The organism is Streptomyces sp. NPDC025721, assembly GCF_055558595.1.
This window is the reverse complement of the sequence record NZ_JBVHMF010000051.1, coordinates 1-19939: the sequence shown is the minus strand read 5'-3', so window position 1 is coordinate 19939 and position 19939 is coordinate 1. Positions and strand designations below refer to the sequence as shown.

General features: G+C 71.9%; 17 protein-coding genes. 9 read left to right on the top strand and 8 right to left on the bottom strand.

Translation table 11 applies throughout. The features are described 5' to 3' along the window. Positions 1 to 134: 134 nt before the first annotated feature. Positions 135 to 1931: an ABC transporter substrate-binding protein gene (locus ACZ4EF_RS36595; RefSeq protein WP_355348254.1), complete on the bottom strand. Its 1797-nt coding sequence runs from the start codon at positions 1929 to 1931 to the stop codon at positions 135 to 137. Between the two features lie 104 nt (positions 1932 to 2035). Next, complete coding sequence (locus ACZ4EF_RS36590) at positions 2036 to 3070, bottom strand: ABC transporter permease (RefSeq protein WP_355348251.1); 1035 nt, start codon at positions 3068 to 3070, stop codon at positions 2036 to 2038. Positions 3071 to 3513: 443 nt separating this feature from the next. Between ACZ4EF_RS36590 and ACZ4EF_RS36585 the strand changes: the two genes are divergently transcribed. After that, positions 3514 to 4860 (top strand): hypothetical protein, encoded by a 1347-nt coding sequence (locus ACZ4EF_RS36585; protein ID WP_391049284.1) that lies wholly within the window; start codon positions 3514 to 3516, stop codon positions 4858 to 4860. Positions 4861 to 4879: 19 nt separating this feature from the next. Here ACZ4EF_RS36585 and ACZ4EF_RS36580 read toward each other — a convergent pair whose 3' ends face one another. Next, entirely contained in the window at positions 4880 to 7030 is a 2151-nt protein-coding gene (locus tag ACZ4EF_RS36580) for a S9 family peptidase (protein WP_401852563.1), read from the bottom strand. Between the two features lie 249 nt (positions 7031 to 7279). On the opposite strand from ACZ4EF_RS36580, the gene ACZ4EF_RS36575 reads away from it, so the two are divergent. The 4 genes from ACZ4EF_RS36575 (at position 7280) to ACZ4EF_RS36560 (ending at position 11278) form a co-directional block, all read left to right on the top strand. Then, the gene (locus ACZ4EF_RS36575; RefSeq protein ID WP_355348242.1) at positions 7280 to 7474 is read left to right on the top strand and encodes a hypothetical protein; all 195 of its coding nucleotides are present in this window, start codon (positions 7280 to 7282) and stop codon (positions 7472 to 7474) included. Positions 7475 to 7541: 67 nt separating this feature from the next. Continuing rightward, positions 7542 to 8429, top strand: a complete 888-nt coding sequence (gene mshB / locus ACZ4EF_RS36570) for an N-acetyl-1-D-myo-inositol-2-amino-2-deoxy-alpha-D-glucopyranoside deacetylase (protein ID WP_391161658.1) — start codon at positions 7542 to 7544, stop codon at positions 8427 to 8429. After that, a complete protein-coding gene (locus tag ACZ4EF_RS36565; protein WP_317453004.1) occupies positions 8426 to 8785 on the top strand; it encodes a DUF6113 family protein in 360 nt (119 codons plus the stop codon). Before mshB ends, ACZ4EF_RS36565 begins: the two co-directional genes overlap by 4 nt. A 153-nt stretch (positions 8786 to 8938) precedes the next feature. Continuing rightward, positions 8939 to 11278, top strand: a complete 2340-nt coding sequence (locus ACZ4EF_RS36560) for a VanW family protein (RefSeq protein ID WP_467508506.1) — start codon at positions 8939 to 8941, stop codon at positions 11276 to 11278. 17 nt (positions 11279 to 11295) lie between these two features. Here ACZ4EF_RS36560 and ACZ4EF_RS36555 read toward each other — a convergent pair whose 3' ends face one another. From ACZ4EF_RS36555 to ACZ4EF_RS36545, 3 genes are all read right to left on the bottom strand, one after another. Further along, the gene (locus ACZ4EF_RS36555; RefSeq protein WP_467508511.1) at positions 11296 to 12447 is read right to left on the bottom strand and encodes a sensor histidine kinase; all 1152 of its coding nucleotides are present in this window, start codon (positions 12445 to 12447) and stop codon (positions 11296 to 11298) included. Positions 12448 to 12575: 128 nt separating this feature from the next. After that, positions 12576 to 13316: an ABC transporter permease gene (locus ACZ4EF_RS36550; protein WP_355348229.1), complete on the bottom strand. Its 741-nt coding sequence runs from the start codon at positions 13314 to 13316 to the stop codon at positions 12576 to 12578. Further along, on the bottom strand, positions 13313 to 14266 hold the full coding sequence (locus tag ACZ4EF_RS36545; protein WP_467508509.1) for an ABC transporter ATP-binding protein: 954 nt from the start codon (positions 14264 to 14266) through the stop codon (positions 13313 to 13315). The genes ACZ4EF_RS36550 and ACZ4EF_RS36545 overlap by 4 nt, the downstream gene beginning before the upstream one ends. Positions 14267 to 14517: 251 nt before the next feature. On the opposite strand from ACZ4EF_RS36545, the gene ACZ4EF_RS36540 reads away from it, so the two are divergent. Continuing rightward, positions 14518 to 14958, top strand: a complete 441-nt coding sequence (locus ACZ4EF_RS36540; RefSeq protein WP_467508504.1) for a hypothetical protein — start codon at positions 14518 to 14520, stop codon at positions 14956 to 14958. Between the two features lie 586 nt (positions 14959 to 15544). Continuing rightward, on the top strand, positions 15545 to 16159 hold the full coding sequence (locus ACZ4EF_RS36535) for a response regulator transcription factor (protein ID WP_355348223.1): 615 nt from the start codon (positions 15545 to 15547) through the stop codon (positions 16157 to 16159). A gap of 10 nt (positions 16160 to 16169) precedes the next feature. Here the strand turns inward: ACZ4EF_RS36535 and ACZ4EF_RS36530 are convergent, their stop codons facing one another. Then, the gene (locus ACZ4EF_RS36530; RefSeq protein ID WP_355348220.1) at positions 16170 to 16994 is read right to left on the bottom strand and encodes a transglutaminase-like domain-containing protein; all 825 of its coding nucleotides are present in this window, start codon (positions 16992 to 16994) and stop codon (positions 16170 to 16172) included. Further along, entirely contained in the window at positions 16991 to 18016 is a 1026-nt protein-coding gene (locus ACZ4EF_RS36525) for a GNAT family N-acetyltransferase (RefSeq protein WP_467508502.1), read from the bottom strand. The genes ACZ4EF_RS36530 and ACZ4EF_RS36525 overlap by 4 nt, the downstream gene beginning before the upstream one ends. 108 nt (positions 18017 to 18124) lie before the next feature. Here ACZ4EF_RS36525 and fdxA point away from each other — a divergent pair, with 108 nt between their 5' ends. Beyond that, complete coding sequence (gene fdxA / locus ACZ4EF_RS36520) at positions 18125 to 18451, top strand: ferredoxin (RefSeq protein WP_355348214.1); 327 nt, start codon at positions 18125 to 18127, stop codon at positions 18449 to 18451. An 84-nt stretch (positions 18452 to 18535) separates the two neighbouring features. Further along, on the top strand, positions 18536 to 19681 hold the full coding sequence (gene dapC, locus ACZ4EF_RS36515) for a succinyldiaminopimelate transaminase (protein WP_401721843.1): 1146 nt from the start codon (positions 18536 to 18538) through the stop codon (positions 19679 to 19681). Positions 19682 to 19939: the final 258 nt, after the last annotated feature.

Sequence of the window (19939 nt, the reverse complement as noted above, 5' to 3'; positions counted from 1 at the left end):
GCGCCGATGTTCGGGGGGACGAGGAGTAGAAGCGTGGTGTTCGCAGCTCTAAGGGGACGGCGGCGGGGGGCGGGGGGCCGCACCCAGGGGGGGGCCGGGCGGCTGCCCGCCCCCACCGAAGGCCGCGAGGGTGCTTACTTCTTGACGTACAGCTTCGTCAGGTCGATGCCCGAGGTGACGTTGTTGTAGACAACGCCGCCCACCTTCGAACCGAAGATCTGGAGCTGCTTGTAGTACACAGTCGGAACACCGGGGATCACCTTGGTGGTGATGTAGGTGTTGAGCTGGAACCAGGCGTCAGCCGCTTCCTTCGGGTCCGTGATCTTCTTGATGCGGTCGATCTCGGAGTTGATGTGCGGGTCGTTCACGTGCGAGTAGTTCGGCGCCTGGTCGGCGATCGTCCGGCCGTCGAAGACCGGGGGGATCACCGTCAGGGTCGACGGCCAGTCGGCACCCCACGCGGAGGCGTAGATGTCGTACGGGTTGTCGACCTTGCCGATCAGGTCGTAGTACGTGTCCGACGGCAGTTCCTTGCGCTGGACGTTGAAGCCCGCCTGGGTCAGCGTGTTGGCGATCGCCAGGGAGTACTGCTGGCCGGCGGTGGTGTTGATGTACGCGTAGGTGATCTTCATGCCGACCTTGCCGGCGTCCGTGAGCAGCTTCTTGGCCGCCACCGGGTCACCGTCGGGCTTGGCGACCTTGCCCAGCGGGTCGGCCTTCTGGTAACCGGCGAGGGTCGGGCTGATGAAGCCGCCCGCGTACTCGGCGCCGTAGGAGGCACCGAGCGCCTGCCACACGGGCTTGGTCGGGATCGCGAGCGCCAACGCCTTGCGGATGTTGACGTCCTTGATCTTGTTCATGTTGAAGTTGATCTCACCCACGAACGGCTGGTAACCGGCCACCGTGCGCTTGTAGATCGACGGGGTGCCCACCACGGTCGGGGTGTCGTCCGGGTCGACCGCGTTCGCGAAGCTCAGCGAGGTCTGGTTGTCACCGGAGTCCGACATCAGGCGCTTGGTGGAGTCCTCGGCCTGGTGGTTGAACGTGATGTCGTACGTGTCGACGTACTGGTGACGCGCCGCGTCCGTCTTCGGGTCCCAGGCGGGGTTCTTCACCAGGGTCATGGACTTGCCGGTGTCGAAGGTCTTGATCATGTACGGACCGGACGCGACGGGCGCCTTGTCGTACTTCTCCTTGGTGTCCTTCGCGTGGTCCACCACCGAGTAGCCCGGCATCGCGAACAGGTACGGAGCGTCGGGCTCCGGGTTCGGGAAGTGGAAGACGATGGTCTTGTCGTCCGGCGTCGACAGCAGGCTGTCCGGCAGGTGCTTGCCCTTGTACGGGCCCTCCGGGAGCAGCTTGCGGAAGTCCGAGCCGCTGGTGTTGGCCAGCCACTGCTGCAGGTACTGCGGGCCGTTGGTGACGAACGGGGCGAACAGCCGCTCAACGGTCCAGCGGATGTCCGTGGCCGTGATCGGCGTGCCGTCCTGGAACTTGATCCCGTCCTTCAGCTTGAAGGTCCAGGTCTTGCCGCCGTCGGACTCCACACCGCTGTCCGTGGCGAGGTCGCCGACGACGGTGTAGTTGCCCTTGCTGTCCAGCTTGTACGTGGTCAGACCACGGTGGATCAGGGTGGCGAGCTGGCCCTCGTTGCTGACGTAGATCTGGCCCGGGTCGAGGTGCGTGTAGCTGTCGCGCTCCAGGGCGTGCAGTGTGCCGCCCTGCTCGGCGCCCGCGATGGGCTCCGCCGGTCCGGTGGAGGCCGCGGCGTCACCGAAGGTGATCTGCGACTGAAGCTGGGTCTTGCTCTTGTCCTGCTTCTGCTTGGCGTCGTTGTTCTCGCCCTTGCCGCCCCCGCCGCCGCTGCTGCAAGCGGTGAGAACCAGCGCACCGGCGGCGACCGCCACCAACGCAGCCCGGGTTCTACGCATGGAAAGGTTCATAGCGGTGAATGCACCCCTGTTCGTTGTTACCTGTTAGCTGCCTGGCTCTCCTGGTGAGAGGGGCGGCAGCCACCCCCTGTTGCTGTGCTTCCTCAGCGTGCGGTCTTCGGATCGAACGCGTCCCGGACCGAGTCCCCGAGCAGGTTGAACGCGACGATGAAGATCACCATGGCGATACCCGGGAAGAACATGTAGGTGAGGTCGTTCTGGTAGATCTCACCGGCTCTGGCGAACATCCGTCCCCAGTCGGGGGTCGGCTCCACGAGGCCGACACCGAGGAAGGACAGGCCCGCCTCGGCGGTCACGAACCCGGGCAGCATGAGCGTGCTCTGCACCAGGATCGGGGTGACCAGGTTGGGCAGCAGTTCCCGGCGGACGATGCGCCAGGGCGAGGCGCCGGTGACCCGGGCGGCCTCGATGAACTCACGCTCCCGAAGCGTGAGCACCTGGCCGCGCAGCAAGCGGGCCAGACCCATCCAGCCGAGGAACCACTGCACCACGATCAGCGCGATCACGCGGATGTAGGTGGGGGTCGCGTCGGACGGCGACACCAGAAGCGCGGTGACCACGGGCATGAAAGCGACGAAGAAGAGCTGGGCGGGGAACGCCATCAGCAGGTCGCTGATCCGGCCGATGAAGTAGTCCGTCTTGCCGCCCATGTATCCGGCGACCACACCGAGGATGATCGCGGTGATGGTGACGATGATCGTCACCGCGATGCTGATCGCCAGCGAGGTGCGGATGCCGTAGAGGAGCTGGGTGAAGACGTCGCGGCCCAGCGTGGGTTCGATGCCGAACCAGAAGTGGCTGCTGATACCGCCGTTGGGCGCGACCGGGTAGCCGAACTCGTTGAGCAGGTCCGGACTGTTCTGCCCGTAGAGAGTGTACGGGTTCTTGCCGTACAGCTTGGCGATCAAGGGAGCGAAGATCGCTATCGCGAAGAAGAACAGGACCACATAGGCCGATATGACACCGGTTCGGTCGCGCCTGAACCGCCGCCACATGAGCTGGCCCGGTGACCGCCCGACCAACTCGGGGTCCACCTTCGTGGCCGCTGCCCCCTCCTTCCCGGGGTCGCCGGGGTCACCGATCGGCTCGGTGACCGTGGTCGATGTGGAACTCGTCATCGCGATTGCCCCCGCAGCAGGAGTCTGGTCGACGCGACGGGGTTGTGCGTCGCGGGTTGAGCGGACTTTCGCAATGGAATCAACCTTCAGTCAAGGGGGGAAGGAGGGAAGAAAGCTTGTTGTTTGGCATCTTGAGCGAAGATTTTGCAGATCGTCCTCCGTACGTGCTTGACAGTGATCCAAAACATCGGGCATTTCGGATATATCCAGGCGAAGCGCGTTAACATGCGTGCAACTTAGCCGTCGCAACTCCGATATACGGACGTAGCAGTCTGAACAACGTACGGCCGTGCGGGTGCCGTAGGCCGGCCGGGCGTCGCGAGCGACCCCGGCCGGCCGCTCGTCAACTCCCCGCAGTCTCCTCCTGGTTCGCGAACCGACTGTTCCTACCCCAAGTGGCACGGGTATATCTGAGGGAACACTGGGCCATGGGGGAGAAGGCCATGCAGCAGGGTATGCAGCAGCAGTCGCCGTACGGGCAGGGGTCCGGCTTCACGCCGCCAGGTCCGGTCGGACCGCGGACACTCGCGCCGGGAGCGCGGATCGCGGGGGCGCTGATCTGCGCGGTTCTCGTCGCGGTGGAGATCGCCTGGACGGTCCGCGACATCAAGCACGTCGGATTCCACGACACGCTCTGGGCCTGGCTCGGCCTCGACCACGCCGTCTACCAGCACGCTTTGCTGGCCACCGCGGCGCTGGACGGCGTACTGCTCGTGGTCCTGCTCGGCGCCCTGGTGTGGTCCGCGCGGCCCGCCGCCGGGTGGGCCTTCGTGACCGCCGGGGTCTTCGCGTTCGGATATCGGTTGCCCGGTCTGTGGATCTTCCAGTCGGACTGGACCGCCGGGGCGCAGATGCACACCCGGGCGCTGGCCACCGCGGTCGCCTTCACGCTCGGCGGGATCGCGCTCGTGGTCATCGGCCTCGCGGGCAGGCGCCCGGTGCGGGGCGGCGCGCCGGTCGGGGATGTGCCGCTGAGCGGTGCGCCGTCGGACACCGCGCCGTCGAGCGGGCCCGGCGCCGCGCCGGTGGGGCCGCGGCGCGGAGCGGCGGTGGCCGCGGGGGTGCTGCTGGTGCTGCTCGCGATCGAGGGGGCCGGCTGGCAGATCTTCGAGACGCACAAGTACACGACGGCCAACGACTTTCCGCCGCACTTCTACCGGCACCTGCTGACCGGCGAGGGCACGCTGACCACGCTGCTCGGCATGCCGGTCGCCTACGCGGGCTGGCTGCGGGTCGTGTTCGCGCTGCTCGTCGCCTGGGTCGCCTTCGCGAAGTCGGCGGCTTCCAGGGCGCTCGGCGTCGCCTTCGGCTTCGCGGCGGTCGTCTTCTGCGTCGTCGCGCTGGACAACTGGCACAGCTACCACCAGCTGTTCGAGTTCGACCACCTGCCGCTGTATCAGAAGAGTCAGCAGGTCTTCCTGGTCGTCGAGTTGGCGGTGGGGCTGGTGGTGCTCCTGCTGCTGGCGGTGCCCGGCAGGAGTACGGACGGCCCGCGGCCGGTGCCCGCTTGGGGTCCGCCGCCGCTGGGGTACGGCGCGGCGCCGGGGTCCGTGCCCGCATCCGCGCCGGGGTCAACGCCGGGCCCGGCACCGGGTTCGGCACCGGGCTCCGCGCCCGCTCCCGGCGGCTGGGGTCAGCCGCCCCACGCGTCCCCTTATTCCCAGCCGCCTCAACAGCCGCCCGCGGGCGGGGGGTTCGGCCCGCCGCCGCAGTTTCCGCCGCAGTCCCCGCCGGGCTACCCGCCGCCCCCGCCCGGCTTCCCGCGGGAGCCGGGCGGCGACGGACGCTGATCACCCGCGCGGCTGGACCTCAGCTCTTGTCCAGGCCCAGGGACCGCTTCAGGAAGTCCACTTGGAGCAGCAGCAGATTCTCCGCGACCTGCTCCTGCGGCGTCATGTGCGTGATGCCGGACAGCGGCAGCACCTCGTGCGGGCGGCCCGCGGCGAGCAGGGCGGTGGACAGCCGCAGGCTGTTGGCCACCATCACGTTGTCGTCGGCCAGGCCGTGGATGATCATCAACGGCCTGGCGGGCTCGGCGAGTTCGGTGATGCCGTCCCGCGTGACCACCGAATTCGCCTCGTACACGCCCGGCCGCTCGCCGGGCTGCCCCAGGTAACGCTCGGTGTAGTGCGTGTCGTAGAGCCACTGGTCGGTCAACGGCGCGCCCGAGACGCCCGCGTGGAAGACGTCCGGACGGCGCAGCACCGCCGCGGCGGCCAGCGTGCCGCCGAACGACCAGCCGCGAATGGCCACCCGGCCCAGATCCAGCGGATACGTCCCCGCCAGCGCGTGCAGCGCGGCGATCTGGTCGGTCAGCGACACCTCGATCAGCTTGTCCGCCATGGCCTTCTCCCAGCCGGGGGAGCGCCCCGGGGTGCCGCGGCCGTCCGCGACGATCACCGCGAAGCCCTGGTCGGCGAACCACTGCGAGACCACATGCGCGTTGTGCGCCGCCTGCACCCGCTGGCCGTGCGGGCCGCCGTACGGGTCGAGCAGCACCGGCAACGGTCCGTCGCCCTCGGTGTATCCGCTCGGCAGCAGGACGGCGGCCGGGATGCGGTCCTCGCCCGCCTCGGTCAGCCGCGCCCTGGCGGTCAGCGACGGCGTCTGCGCGTACGAGGCGATATCCGCGATCTGCTCGCCGTCGCGCAGCACCCGCGCCGTGCGCCCCGGACGGTCCGGCGTCGCCGAGTGCAGCACCGTCACCCGCCCCGAGCGCGTCGCGGTGTGCACGCCCGGCTCGGTCGAGACGCGCTCCACGCCCCGCTCGCTCACCCGCAGCACATGCAGCTCGCCGATCTCCGGCTCGGCGGCGGCGGCGCCCGCCGACGCGGCGATCAGCACGTCCTCGTCGCCGACGTCCAGCACCGCCCGCACATGCGACTCGGGACCGGTCAGCGCCCGGTCGCCGACCATCAGCACCCGTACGTCGCCCTCGTCGGCGATCCGCACCAAGGTGCCGTCGGACGTGGTGGCGGGGACGCCGGGGAAGAGATCCAGCCAAATTCGATCTTCCTCCGTGCGCAGCGTCCGCGTCGTACCGGTCGCGATGTCCACGTTCAGGTAGAGCTGTTCGCGCTGGTCGCGGGCCTGCACCAGCAGGACCGGCGGACCGGCCGCCGACCAGTGGACGGCCGCCAGGTACGGGTAGCGCTCCCGGTCCCACTCCACGTCCACCCGGGAGCCGTCCAGGCCGAGCAGCGCGAGCGTCACCACCGCGTTGTCCGTACCGGCGGCCGGGTAGGCCACCTCGGCCGGCGGGCGCTCGGGGTGCGCCGGGTCGGAGATCCACCAGCGGCCGACCGGTGACTCGTCCACCCGCGCGGCGAGCACCGCGGAGCTGTCCGGCGCCCACCAGAAGCCGCGGCTGCGCGACATCTCCTCGGCGGCGATGAACTCCGCCAGCCCCCAGAACACCGACTCGCCGTCCGGCTCCGCCAGCGCCCTGTCGTCCGTGCCCGAGGCCGCCACGACCCGCAGCGCGCCGCCCGAGGCGTACGCCACCCACCGGCCGTCCGGCGAGGGCCGCGGATCGACCACGGGTCCCGGCACCGTCAACTCCCGTGCCCCCGCGGCCCCCGGCAGCAGCCCGGCGGTGAACAGCCGCCCGGAGAGCGCGAAGGCGGCCAGCGACACCGTGTCGTCCACCGCGTAGCCCACGACGCCCGCGGAGCCCTCCCGGCTGCGCTCCCTGCGCGCCCGCTCGGCCGCCGACAGCTCCTCCTGGCCGCCGCCGAGCAGCGCCGCGGGGTCGGCCGCCGCGTACTCCGTGCCCGCGCCCTCGCCCGCCCCTTCTTCCCGCAGGTCACGGACCCACAGCAGATGTGACGGGTCGTCCCCGGCGCGGGATCTGAGGAACACCACCCGGCCGCCGTCGGGCGACACGGTGAAGGAGCGCGGGGCGCCGAGGGTGAACCGCTGCGTACGGGCGTGCTGTCGGGGGAATGAGAGCTGCGTCATATCCGTGACACTAGGCCGTACGTCCGACACTCGCCGTTCTTCCCGGGGACCGGCCGCCGCTGTACCTCCCCACCTGCGCCGGAGCACCACCGCGAGGACCGCGCCCGGTGGCTGGATCTGGTCATGCGCCCCCATGTGCTTCCGTGCCCCGACATATGCGGTGGCACGGAAAGTTATGATCAGTAGCCGTGGGTGGGTAATAAGCATGTGGCAACTGACATGACCCTGCGTACTGGGAGGTGAGCCGCTGTGGCACTCTCGATTTCGGCGGTGCTGCTGCTGCTGATCGTCGTCGTCCTGTTGATCCGCCGTTCCGGGCTCAAAGCCGGGCACGCGATCGCCTGTACGTTGCTCGGTTTCTACCTGGCGAGTTCAACCTGGGCGCCACAGATCACAGACCTCACCAACAACGTTGCGGGGATGATCTCGGACATCAAGTTCTGAGCGGCCCGTGCCGGGCTCGGTGAGCTGCGGGGAAGAGCGGTACGCCGGGGAGCCGTAGGCTTCCCTCATGACCGATCTTCCCGCGCGGCGTCTGCTGCTCGTCCACGCCCACCCGGACGACGAGACGATCAACAACGGCGCGACCATGGCCAAGTACGCGGCAGAGGGCGCCCTTGTCACCCTGGTCACCTGCACCCTCGGTGAAGAGGGCGAGGTGATCCCGCCCGAGCTGGCGCACCTGGCCGCCGACCGCGACGACACCCTCGGCGAGTACCGCATCGGTGAACTCGCGGCCGCGATGGCCGAGCTGGGCGTCACCGACCACCGCTTCCTCGGCGGCGCGGGCCGCTACCGCGACTCCGGGATGATGGGCGTCTCCCAGAACGACCGCGAGGACTGCTTCTGGCAGGCCGACCTGGACGAGGCGGCGGGACACCTGGCCGAGGTGATCCTCGACACCCGCCCGCAGGTGCTGGTGACGTACGACAGCAACGGCGGCTACGGCCACCCCGACCACATCCAGGCGCACCGGGTCGCGCTGCGCGGCTACGAACTGGCCGCCGAGCGGGGCCACCGGATCGCGCGGGTCTACGAGATCTGCACCCCGCGCTCGATCGTCGAGGCGGGCTTCGCGCGGCTGGCGGCGGCGGGCAAGGACTTCCCCTTCGGCGGGATCGCCTCCGTGGACGACGTGCCGGGTGTCGTCGACGACGACCTCGTCACCGTCACCGTCGACGGCGCCGACCACACCGGGCAGAAGACGGCCGCGATGCGCGCGCACGCCAGCCAGATCGCCGTGGACGGACCCTTCTTCGCGCTCTCCAACGACCTCGGCCAGCCGTTCTTCGCCACCGAGCACTACCGGCAGGTGCGCGGCGAGGCCCTGACCGAGGGCCGCGGCGACGACCTCTTCCCCGCCGAGGGCGGTCCCGACTCCGACGGCGGTGCGCGGTGAGCCAGCCGCTGCGCGTGGTCGCGTACGTCGTCCTCGGTGTGCTCGGAGCGCTGGTCGCGGCGGCCGGGGCGCTCGTCCAGGCGGGCTGGTTCCCCGGCGGGCTGCTGCTGGGCCTCGCGGGCTGCGTGGCGGTCTTCTACGGCGGCGTGACGCTCACCCGCACCCGGCTCGGCGCGGTCGTGCCCGCCGGGGTCTGGCTGGTGTGCGTGATGCTGCTGAGCACCACCCGCCCCGAAGGTGACTTCCTGTTCGCGGCCGGACTCGGACCGTATGTGTACCTGCTCGGCGGGGCCATGGCGGGCGTGATCTGCGCCACCCTGCCCCAACTGCCCCCATCCGGGCCGAATACCGCCTGACTTGGCGGGCGGGGGCGGGCTCGTGGTTGGCTGAGACCGAGCGTTCCGCCGGACCAGAGTCGTCGTTACACGCCGGTCGGTATGGTGGTGCGCGCCGGCGAGCCGCCCGCGGAGAACCGTGACGGGTGGCGAAGCTAACCGGGAGAGCCTGCTTTGAGTCGTGAAACTGACAGTTCGTCGTCCGGGCCGCAGGGCCGCGGCGGTGCCGCGTACCCCTCGGGCACTCCGCCGTACGGCTCGCGCCCGTTTCCTTCGCTGCACCCGCAGGAGCGTCCGCGACCGGGCGGTACGCCCGAGCCGGCCGCCGCGCCCGAACCGCCGCCGGCCGACGAGCCGAAGACCGAGACGACGCTGACGACGCGCATCCGGATCAACATCCCCGGTTCGCGCCCGATCCCGCCGGTCGTGGTCCGCAAGCCGGTCGACGAGAACAACCCGGCGCCCGAGCCGCCCGCGCCCGAGCCCGCGTCCGCCGCGGAACCGGCCGCCGCCGAGGCGTCGGGCGAGCCGGAGCCGCAGCCGGAGAAGACCAGCGACTGGTTCGCGCCGCGCAAGTCCCAGGCCGGGCAGCCGGGTCCTGGCTCCGCTCCCGCCCCCGGCGCGGGTTCCGGTACGGGCGCCGGTCCTGCTGCCGGTGCCGGTGCGGGCTCCGGTGCGGGCTCCGACTCCCGTACCGGTTCAAGCCCGTACCCGTCGTCGGCCGCCGCGCCCGGTACGGCGTCCACGCCGTACCTCCCGCCGCCGGTCGGCACCCCGCAGGGCGGCGACCCTTCCGCGCGCGGCCCGCACGACACCCCGGCCGCCGGTGTCCCGTCGCTCTTCGCCGGGGAGTTCGGCCCGGAATTCGGTACGGAGCCGCAGCCGGAGCCGCCGTACGGCATCGACGCGTTCCCGCCCGGAGTGCCGCGGCCCTCGGGCACCTTCCCCGGACCCGACCCGTACGGCCGTCCCGAGGACCAGGGTCAGAGCCAGGGTCAGGGACAGAGCCAGGGCCAAGGGCAGAGCCAGGGGCAGGGTCCCGATCCGCTGAGCACCCCGTACGGCGCCCAGGCCGCCGCGGCTCCCTACGCGCCGCCCGCCGACGGGCCCAACAGCCCCTTCCCGGAGTACCAGCCGCCCGCGGGGCCGACCTCCGGCCCGGTGACCGGCCACATGCAGGTGCCGCCCGCCGCCGACCAGCGCGGCCGGTCCGCCCCCTCCGCCTTCCGCCCGCCGACGCCCGGCGACGGACCCGGCCCCGAGGACACCAGCGGCGGCTTCCGCGCCCCGACGCCTCCCGGCGACGGACCCGGCCCCGAGGACACCAGCGGCGGCTTCCGGCCGCCCGTCGTGCCGGACGCCCCGGGCGGACGGCTGTCGGACGACACGTTGGTCAGCGGTATTCCGGCTGTGCAGCCGGGAGGTCCGGGAGCGCGCACGCCGCGTGCGCCGGGTCCCGCCGCGCCCGTGCCGGGCGGCCCCGGCGCCGGTCCCGTGCCCGCCCCCGTCATCGCCGAGCCGCGCGCGGCGCAGCCCGCGCCCGCCGTGCCGCGTCCGCCCGCGAAGAAGAAGGGCCGCTCCAAGGTGGCCCTGCTGGGCGTCGGGGTGTGCACCATCGCGGTGCTCGCGTACGGCGCCGGACTGCTGATGACCCACGGCGACGTGCCGAAGGGCACCACCGTGGTGGGCGTCGACATCGGCAACCAGAACAAGGGCGACGCGGTCAAGATGCTGGACACCGCGCTCGGTGACCGCAAGACCGCACCGCTCGAACTGACCATCGGCGACCGCAAGTTGAGCCTCAAGCCGTCGGTGGCGGGCCTGTCGGTCGACACCGACGCGACGGTCCGGGGGGTCGCGCACTCCGACTACAACCCGGTCTCCGTCGTCGGCTCGCTCTTCGGCGGCAGCCGCGTCGCCGACCCGGTCATAGTCGTCGACGAGGACAAACTGCGGGTCGCGCTCAAGTCACTGGCGGGCCAGAGCGGTTCGGGCTCCGACGGCATGGTCCGCTTCGCCGACGGCAAGGCCGTCCCGGTGGCGGGCACGTCCGGCCAGTCCTTCGACGTGAACGCCGCCGCGGCCAAGGTCGCCGCCGCGTACCGTACGCGCGCCGAGACCGGCTCCAACCCGGCCATCGCGCTGCCGGTCACGACCACCCCGCCGAAGGTCACCCAGGCCGAACTGGACGCCGCCGTCAACGGGTTCGGCAAGCGGGCCATGTCCGACTTCGTCGTCGTCCGGGCGGGCCTGAAGTCCATCAAGTTCGGGCCGATGAAGTCGATCCCGAAGTTCCTGACGATGGTGCCGGACGCGGACGGAAAGCTTCAGCCGCACATCGACCTCGCGGTCCTCAAGGGGCTCTACGGCGGCACGTTCGACACCGTCAAGCTCAAGGCGAAGGACGGCTCCACCAGGGCCGTCACCCCGCAGGACGTCGCGGACGCCCTGCTGCCCGCGCTGGACGCGACGGGCGCCAAGCGCGATGTGACCCTGCCGAACGTGGCGGGCTGAGACGGCCCCAGGGGTTCTCAGACGCCGGTCGGACTCGTCTCGTCGGCGCCGACCGGCACCGTCGCCGTCAGGCGGAAGCCGCCGTCGCCCGAGGGCGCGGTGCGCAGGGTGCCGCCGGCCAGGATGAGGCGCTCGGTCAGGCCGTTGAGGCCGTTGCCGGGGGTGTGGTGGGGAGCGGGGCCGCGGCCGTCGTCGGAGACGGTGAGGGTGGCGGCGGCGCCGTCCGCACTGGTGCCCAGGGCGATCACGCAGGTGAGGGCGCCGCTGTGGCGGACGACATTGGTCACCGCCTCGCGCAGCGCCCAGGCCAGGGCGCCCTCGCCGTCCGGGGCGAGACCGGGCAGCCGGTCCGGCTGGTGGACGCGCGCGGCGATCCCGGCGGAGGCCAACGCGGAGCGCGCGGAGGCCAGTTCGGTGGCCAGCGTCGGGCGGCGGTAGCCGCTGACCGCCTCCCGTACGTCGACCAGCGCCTGCCTGCTGACCTTCTCGATGTCGGCGACCTGCCGCGCCGCGTCCTGCGGCCGGTCCGGCAGCATCCGCCCGGCCAGTTCGCTCTTGAGCGTGATCAGGGACAGCGAGTGCCCGAGCAGGTCGTGCAGGTCACGGGCGAGCCGCAACCGCTCCTCGGTGGCGGCCAGATGCGCCACCGTCTCCCGCGCCTCGCGCAACTCCCGCATGGTCCGGACGAGTTGCCGCACGCCCACCATCGCGAAGCCGCCGAGCAGGGCCGGGATGACCAGTGCCGGGTAGAGGTCGCCGCTGCTGTCGACCCAGGCGCCGACCCCGGCGAGTGCCGCCGTGACCGCGGGAATCGCCCACCGGGACTGCGTGCCCGGCAGCGACGCCCCGCAGGCGACGGCCACGTAGACGAACATCACCAGCCAGTCCTTGCCGAGCGTCGCGGACAGCGTGAAGGCGAGCGCGAGCTGGGCGGCGAGCACCCCGTACACCCAACGCTCCTGCATGTACGCGGTGTTGGTGCGCAGGAAGACGACGGCGAGGTAGGAGACGACGAAGACGAGCAGGCCGCAGCCGGCGACGGCGGTGACCAGGGCGCCGTGGTGGCCGTCGGCCAGGTCGCTGACGGGGGAGCCGAGGTAGAGCAGCCAGATGCCGATCCACATCAGCTTGACCAACGCCTGGCCGCGGGTCTCGGGGGCGCGGCCCATGGCAGTGGTGTCCGCGTCCTCCACCGCCTGCCGCCACGGCGGCCAGGGCCGGTCCCGCGCCCGCGCCTGCTCCTCCGCCCGGTCCCGCGCCCGCTGCTGCCGCGCCTGCTCCTCCTTCGCCATCCGCGTCACGCCTTCTGCGTGTCCTTGCGGTACAGCCAGGCGGCCGTACCCGCGAAGAGCAGCAGGTAGAAGGCGAGGACGGCGATGTCACGGGCGTGCGGCGCGTTGCCGAACTCGATGGACTGGCCGAGCGCCGCGTACGGCCGTCCCGGCAGGTAGTCGGCCGTCGTCCGGAGCCAGTGCGGGAAGGTGGTGATCGGCACCCACAGACCGCCGAGCATCGCCAGGACGAAGTAGGCGAGCATCGAGACCGGCCGGGCGACGTCGGCCGTGGCCACGTATCCGATGGCGACGCCGAGCGCCGCGAAGACCATGCTGCCCGCCCAGGTCGCGCCCAGGATCGCGATCCACTGCCAGGCGTCGAGCCGGACGTTCTTCACGGTCGCGCCGAGGATCAGCACGATCAGGATCGACGGCAGGCTGACGGTCGCGGCGGAGGCGATCTTCGCGGTGACGTAGCCGCGGCCGGGCAGCGCGGTCAGCCGCAACTGCCGCACCCAGCCCTTCTCGCGCTCCCGCGCGATCCGCTCGGCGTTGCCCATCAGCACCGCCGTCATCGCGCCGAACGCCGCCATCGCGACCATGTAGTACGCGACCAGCGTGAGATTCAGGCCGTCGATCTTCTTCGTCCTGTCGGCGCCCGCCGTGATGATCAGGAAGAGCAGGCCCGGGTAGAGCACCGAGAAGAACATGAACTTGCGGTTCCGCAGGGTGCGGACGATCTCCAGTCTGACCAGGGTCTTCATCGGTTCTCCGCCTCCTCGGCGGACGCTGCGTCGGTGATGGCGAGGAAGGCCTGCTCCAGGCCGAGGCCCGAGACCTCCAGATTGCGCGGGTACAGGCCGAGCGCGTACACGGCGTGCGTCGTGGCGTCCGCGTCGTCGGAGCGGATGCGGACGGTCGGGCCGGTGATGTCGAGGCCGACGATGTGCGGCAGCGCGCCGAGCGCCCGCTCGTCCGGCGTGCCGTCCAGGTCGAAGGTGATCCGGCGGGCGCCCGCCCGCGCCTTGATCTCCGCGGCCGTCCCGTCGGCGATCAGCCGCCCCCGGTGCAGCACCAGGACGCGGTCCGCGATGGCGTCCGCCTCCTCCAGGTAGTGGGTGGCGAACAGCACGGTCCTGCCCTGCTCCACCTGGCCGCGCATCGTGGCCCAGAACGCCTGCCGCGCGCTGACGTCCATGCCGACCGTCGGCTCGTCCAGCACGATCAGGTCGTTCGCCCCGGCCGTCGCGAGCGCGAACCGTACGCGCTGCTCCTGACCGCCGGAGAGCTTGTTGACCTTGCGGTCGGCGATGTCGGCGATGTCGGCGCCGGCCAGCACCTCGTCCACCGGGTACGCCTTCGGGTGCAGGTCGCACGCCAGGCTCACCAGCTCCCGTACGGTCACGTCCTCCATCAGGCCGCCGCTCTGGAGCATCGCGCCCACCCGGCCCGCCGCGATGGCCTGCGCCGGGGTCGTGCCGAACAGCCGCACGCTCCCACCGTCCGCGTTCCGCAGCCCCAGCATCAGGTCGAGCGCGGTCGACTTCCCCGCGCCGTTCGGGCCCAGCAGGGCCACCGTCTCGCCCGGGTGCAGCGTCAGGCTCAGCTCCGCGACGGCCCGCACCGGCCCGAAGCTCTTGTTCACATCGCTGAAGGCGACCACGGGCTCGCCCTTGACGGCGGCCCCCGGCCCGTTCGCGGTCGTCATCCCCATCGCGCTCATGCCACCAAGCTTCGCCCGCCCGCCCCTCGCCCGTGCAGTGCCGCGAGTCGTGTCTTCCCCATGACAGATGTCATACGGCGGTCCGCGTCCGGGTCCGGCTGTCACCGCCGGGTCCTCACGCTGTAACCATCCGTGCCCGGGGTGGGACGCCGGGCCTCCGCGCTCGGTACGGTCCGGCCACCGGGCGCCGCCGTGGCGCCTTCCTGGGGGGAGTCGACGTGACGCGTTCCGCTACGAGACGTGTGATCAGACGTACGGTGCCGGCGGCCGGGGTCGCGGTGGCCGGAGTGCTCCTGCTGGCCGCCTGCGGCGGGGGCTCGGGGGGTTCCAGGCCGTCCGCCACGGGGTCGGGCAAGGCCACCGGCAGCGCTTCTGCCGCCTCTCCGTCCGCCTCAGCCACCGCCTCCGCCACTGGTGGCTCCGGCGGTGCCAATCCGGTCGACGGGCCGACCTTCTGCGCCTTCCTCGCCAAGGAGGGGCCCCGCATCAAGGACTCCGGCGCCCCCGCGGGCGCCAAGGCGTTCTTCGCCATCGACCTCGCCAACTGGATCGAGCAGCACCCCGATCAGAAGCCGCGCACCGCCGCCGATCTTGACGCTGCCGCTTTGGGCTCCTGCCCCAAATACCGTGCCACCGTCACCTCTGCCATGGGCGCCACCAGCTTCACCGAAGCCCTCGGCTAACCCCGCCGCGGCCCCGCCCCCGGGCGGTTCTTCTGCGTGGCGGCGGGCCGATCTTTCGGGGCGCGGCCCTGGGCGGCCTCTCAACCTGGGCGGTAGACCGATCTTTTCAGGGGGCGCGCCCTGGGGCGGTTCTTCTGCCGGGGGCCAGCCACGTGTCTTTAGGGGCGCGGGGAACTGCGCGGCCCGCCACGACGGTGGCGCGGTGTTCGCACGGCGGGTCGTGCCCCGAAGGGGCGCGGGGAACTGCGCGCTCAGCCCGCGCGGTGGCGCGGCTGAAGAACCGGCCCCAGCGGGGCAGATGCTCTTGTTTTCGGGCTGACAGCCCGGTGGGGGCGGGCCGCGCAGTTCCCCGCGCCCCTGAAAAGATCGGCCAGCCGCCCTGGCGGAAGGACCGTCTTGGGGGCGTGCCCCTGAAAAGATCGGCCAGCCGCCTTGGCGGAAGAACCGCCCGGGGGCGCGCCCCCAGAAAGAATCGGCCCACCGGCCTGGTGAGGGAGCGGTCTGGGGGGCGAGCCCTGGAAGGGGGGGGGCAGGCGACCGGGCGGGGAACCGTTGTGGGGGGAGGGCGGAGCCCTAGGGTGGGGGGATGAGGAGAAGCGTCCGGGTGCTGCTCGCGGAGGATCAGTCGATGGTGCGAGAAGCACTGGCGACGCTCCTCGGCCTCGAAGAGGACCTCGAGGTCGTCGCCCAGGTGGCCCGCGGCGACGAGGTGCTGGCGGCGGCCAGGACGCACCGCCCGGACGTGGCGCTGCTGGACATCGAGATGCCGGGCCTGACCGGCATCGAGGCGGCGGCGCGGCTGCGCGAAGAGCTGCCGGAGGTCAAAATCGTGATCGTCACGACCTTCGGCCGCCCCGGCTATCTGCGCAGAGCGATGGAATCGGGCGCGGAGGCGTTCCTGGTCAAGGACGCTCCGGCGGCCCAACTGGCCGACGCCGTACGGCGGGTACTGCGCGGCGAGCGTGTCATCGACCCCACGCTGGCCGCGGCGGCGCTCGCCGACGGCGCCGACCCGCTGACGGCCCGCGAGCGGGAGGTGCTGCGGGCCGCCGCCGACGGTTCGGTCAACGCCGACATCGCGCGCGGCCTGCTGCTGTCGGAGGGCACGGTCCGCAACTACCTGTCGACCGCGATCCAGAAGACGGGCGCGCGCAACCGCGCGGAGGCCGTCCGTATCGCCCGCGAAAAGGGCTGGCTCTAAACGCCGGGGCTCAGTTCAGCAGCGCCCGCGCCGCGCGGGCCTTGCGGCGGATCTTCTCCGCGGTCTCCGGGTCGAAACCGCCGATCAGTTCGGCGTACTCGTCGAGGGCCGCGGCGCCGCCGGTGAAGTCGCCGAGGCGGACGAGGAGTTGGGCGCGCTCGTAGCGCAGGCGGGCCGGGTGGCGGGGGAGGAGCAGGGCGAGGTCGATCGTCCACAGCTCGACGGCGGCCTGTTCGAGGCGGGCGGACGCCCAGGCGCGGATGTTGTTCAGGACGCGGTGCACGGTGTCCAGCGGATCGGCGGGCGTGAGCATGCCGGGGGCCAGGGGGGCACCGGTCGCGCCCGCGACCAGGAGTTCCGCGTCGGGCCCCGACAGCACCCGGCCGCCCTCGAAGGGGTCGACCAGGACGTACGCGCCCGCCGGATCGCCGAAGCCGACGACGTAGTGGCCGGGCAGCGCGACCCCGTACACCGGCGCGCCGGCCCGGCGGGCGACCTCCGTCCAGACCACCGACAGCAGGATCGGCAGCCCGCGCCGCCGCCGCAGCACCTGCTGGAGCAGCGACGACGAGAGCTTCTGGTAGTCGCCGGGCTCGCCGTGGAAGCCCAGCCGGGCCCCGAGCAGCCGGTGCAGGGCGGTCGCCCACTCCAGCGGCGTCGTCAGGCCGTACGGGAGCATCCCGGCGAGCCGGTCCAGCTCGATCTGGGCCGCGTCGATCGCGACGCCGTCCAGCGCCGGGTCGGCCTCCGCGCCGATCAGCAGGCACAGCTCGGCCAGGTCGGGGCGCTCCTCGCGCGCCGCCGCCGCGAACCGTTCCCGTACGTCCGCGCTCATACCGAGGGGCGCCGGTAGTGGTAGCCGTGGTGGTCGGTGAAGCCGAGCCCGTCGTAGAGCGCGCGGGCCGCCTCGTTGTCGGCCTCCACCTGGAGGTACGCGCTCCTCGCGCCCTCGTCGGCGGCGCGCCGGGCGAGCGCGCCCATGACGGCGGTCGCCAGGCCCCTGCGGCGGTGCGAGGGCGCCACCTCGACCGCGCCGAACACCACCCACGGCCCGTCGACCACGGCCCGCCCGATGGCGCCGGGGGCGGTCGCGAACCACACCGAGGGCCCGCCGGAGACCACCTTCAGCGCCGCGTCGGCGAGCGAGCCGGTGCGGTGGTAGGCGGCCAGCCACGCCGCGTCGGGCGTCCGGGACAGCGTGACGGCCTCCGCGCCCGGCAGCCGGGTGAGCGGCGCCAGCGGCGCGACCCTGACCAGCGTGTCCGCCTCCCGTACCCACCCGCGGCGCTCCAACTCGGCCGCGTAGGGCGAGGTGTCGGGCACCTGGAGATACGGTGTCGTGCCCCGCGCCCCGTACCAGCCGACGACATGGTCGAGCGCGGCGTCCAGCGGGCGGTCGGGATCGCCGTCCACCAGGACGGAGTTGGCGCGGCGGGTGAAGCCCTCCCGCCGCCCGCCGCCCTTGTCCTGCTCCGCTTCTCGCTCGCCCGCGACGGCCGAGCGCAGTGTCCACCGGCCCAGCGGCTCGGTCTCGGTGGCGGGCCAGGCGCGCGAGGCGAACGCCTCAAGCTCCTCGGGGGACGCGGACGTCACACGCGACATTCTCCGTGACGGCGGGGTGGGCGGCACCACCTTCCCCGCGACGAGGAGCGATTCGGCGATGCGTACCGTTTCCCCGGACCTCCGCGTGACGCACACCACTCCCGCATCCCACGATACGAGAACACCGACCGTATCGGTGAACGTAGGATGCCCGTCGGTGATCTCCAGAACCTGCCGTACCGATACGCGTTTTCCCACGTCAGACGGGGTAATCCGGATCACGAGCCGCGCTCCGGAAGAGAAATCCCCTGCCATGCGTGCCCCTCCTGTTCGGATCGTGCTCAGGAACGGAGATACTAGGTGCGGGCATCGACGACGCCGCGCTCCCGCGCGAGATGAGCCCTATCGAGGAGGAACGACAGCGTGACCTACGTCATCGCGCAGCCTTGTGTCGACCTGAAGGACAAGGCGTGCATCGAAGAGTGCCCGGTCGACTGTATCTACGAGGGCTCCAGGTCCTTGTACATCCACCCGGACGAATGCGTCGACTGCGGCGCCTGTGAGCCGGTCTGCCCCGTCGAGGCGATCTTCTACGAGGACGACACCCCGGAGGAGTGGAAGGACTACTACAAGGCGAACGTGGAGTTCTTCGACGAACTGGGGTCGCCCGGCGGCGCGTCCAAGCTCGGTCTCATCGAGCGCGACCACCCCTTCATCGCAGCGCTGCCCCCGCAGAGCCAGGACCACTGATCCCGGTCGGGCAGTCTCCGCCCGGCCCCGTACGGCGCACCGAGCCACGCTCGGCGCTGTGCGGGGCCGCGGCGTACGTCCGTCATGGACATTTCGATCACGGACCATCGATCGACAAGCGAGAGTGAGCACGTGAGCATCTCCGCCCGCCTCCCGGTCTTCCCGTGGGACCGCCTGGAGCCCTACAAGGCGACGGCCGTCGCGCACCCGGACGGTGTGGTCGACCTGTCGGTGGGGACCCCGGTGGACCCGGTGCCCGAGGTGATCCGGCGCGCGCTCGCCGCCGCCGCCGACAGCCCCGGCTATCCGCTGACGTACGGCACGCGCGCGCTGCGCGAGGCCGCCGCCGGATATCTCAGCCGCTGGCACGGCGTGAGCGGCGCCGACCCGGCGAACATCCTGCCGCTGCTCGGCTCCAAGGAACTGGTCGGCTGGCTGCCGACGCTGCTGGGCATCGAGGCGGGCGACCGGGTCGCGTATCCGCGGCTCGCCTACCCGACGTACGAGATCGGCGCGCTGGTGGCCCGCGCGGAACCGGTCACGTACGACGACCCGGTGACCGAACTCGACCCGGACGGCCTGAAGCTGCTCTGGCTCAACAGCCCGTCCAACCCCACGGGCCGGGTGCTGTCCGCCGCCGAGCTGCGCCGGATCGTGGCGTGGGCGCGCGAGCACGGGGTGCTCGTGGTGTCCGACGAGTGCTACATCGAGCTGGGCTGGGAGGGTACGGAGCCGGTCTCCGTACTGCACCCGGACGTGTGCGGGGACAGCCACGAGGGGCTGATCGCCGTCCACTCGCTGTCCAAGCGGTCCAACTTCGCGGGCTACCGCGGCGCCTTCCTCGCCGGTGACGCGTCCGTCGTCGCCGGTCTGCTGGAGGTCCGCAAGCACGTCGGCATGATCGTGCCCGCGCCCGTACAGGCCGCGATGGTCGCCGCGCTCGACGACCGCGAGCACGCGGTGGAGCAGAAGGAGCGGTACGCGCGCCGCCGCGCCGCCCTGCGGACCGCCTTCGAGGGCGCGGGTTTCCGGATCGAGCACAGCGAGGCCAGCTTGTACCTGTGGGCGACTCGCGCGGAGAACTGCTGGGACACCGTCGGCGACCTGGCCAAGCGCGGCATCCTGGTGGCGCCCGGCGAGTTCTACGGGCCGACGGGCGAGCGGTTCGTCCGGATCGCCTTCACGGCGGTCGACGAGCGGGTGGCGGCGGCCGTCGAGCGGCTGCGCTGAACCGCTCCCGCTGAATCCCTCCCGCTGAATCCCTCCCGCTGAACCGCTTCCGCCGGGCTGAGCCGCTGGGCTGACCCGACCAGGCCGGCCTGAGGGCGCCTCGCCGGTCTGAGAGCGCTGCCCGGCAGATACACGCGGGGGCCGGGAGCGGTCGCTCCCGGCCCCCGCGCGCGTGCGGTTCGGCAATCAAACCCAGGGGAGGAACTTTAGCGGCAGAATGTCGGGGGTGGGGAGCGCGCCGGCCAGCAGTTGGCCAGT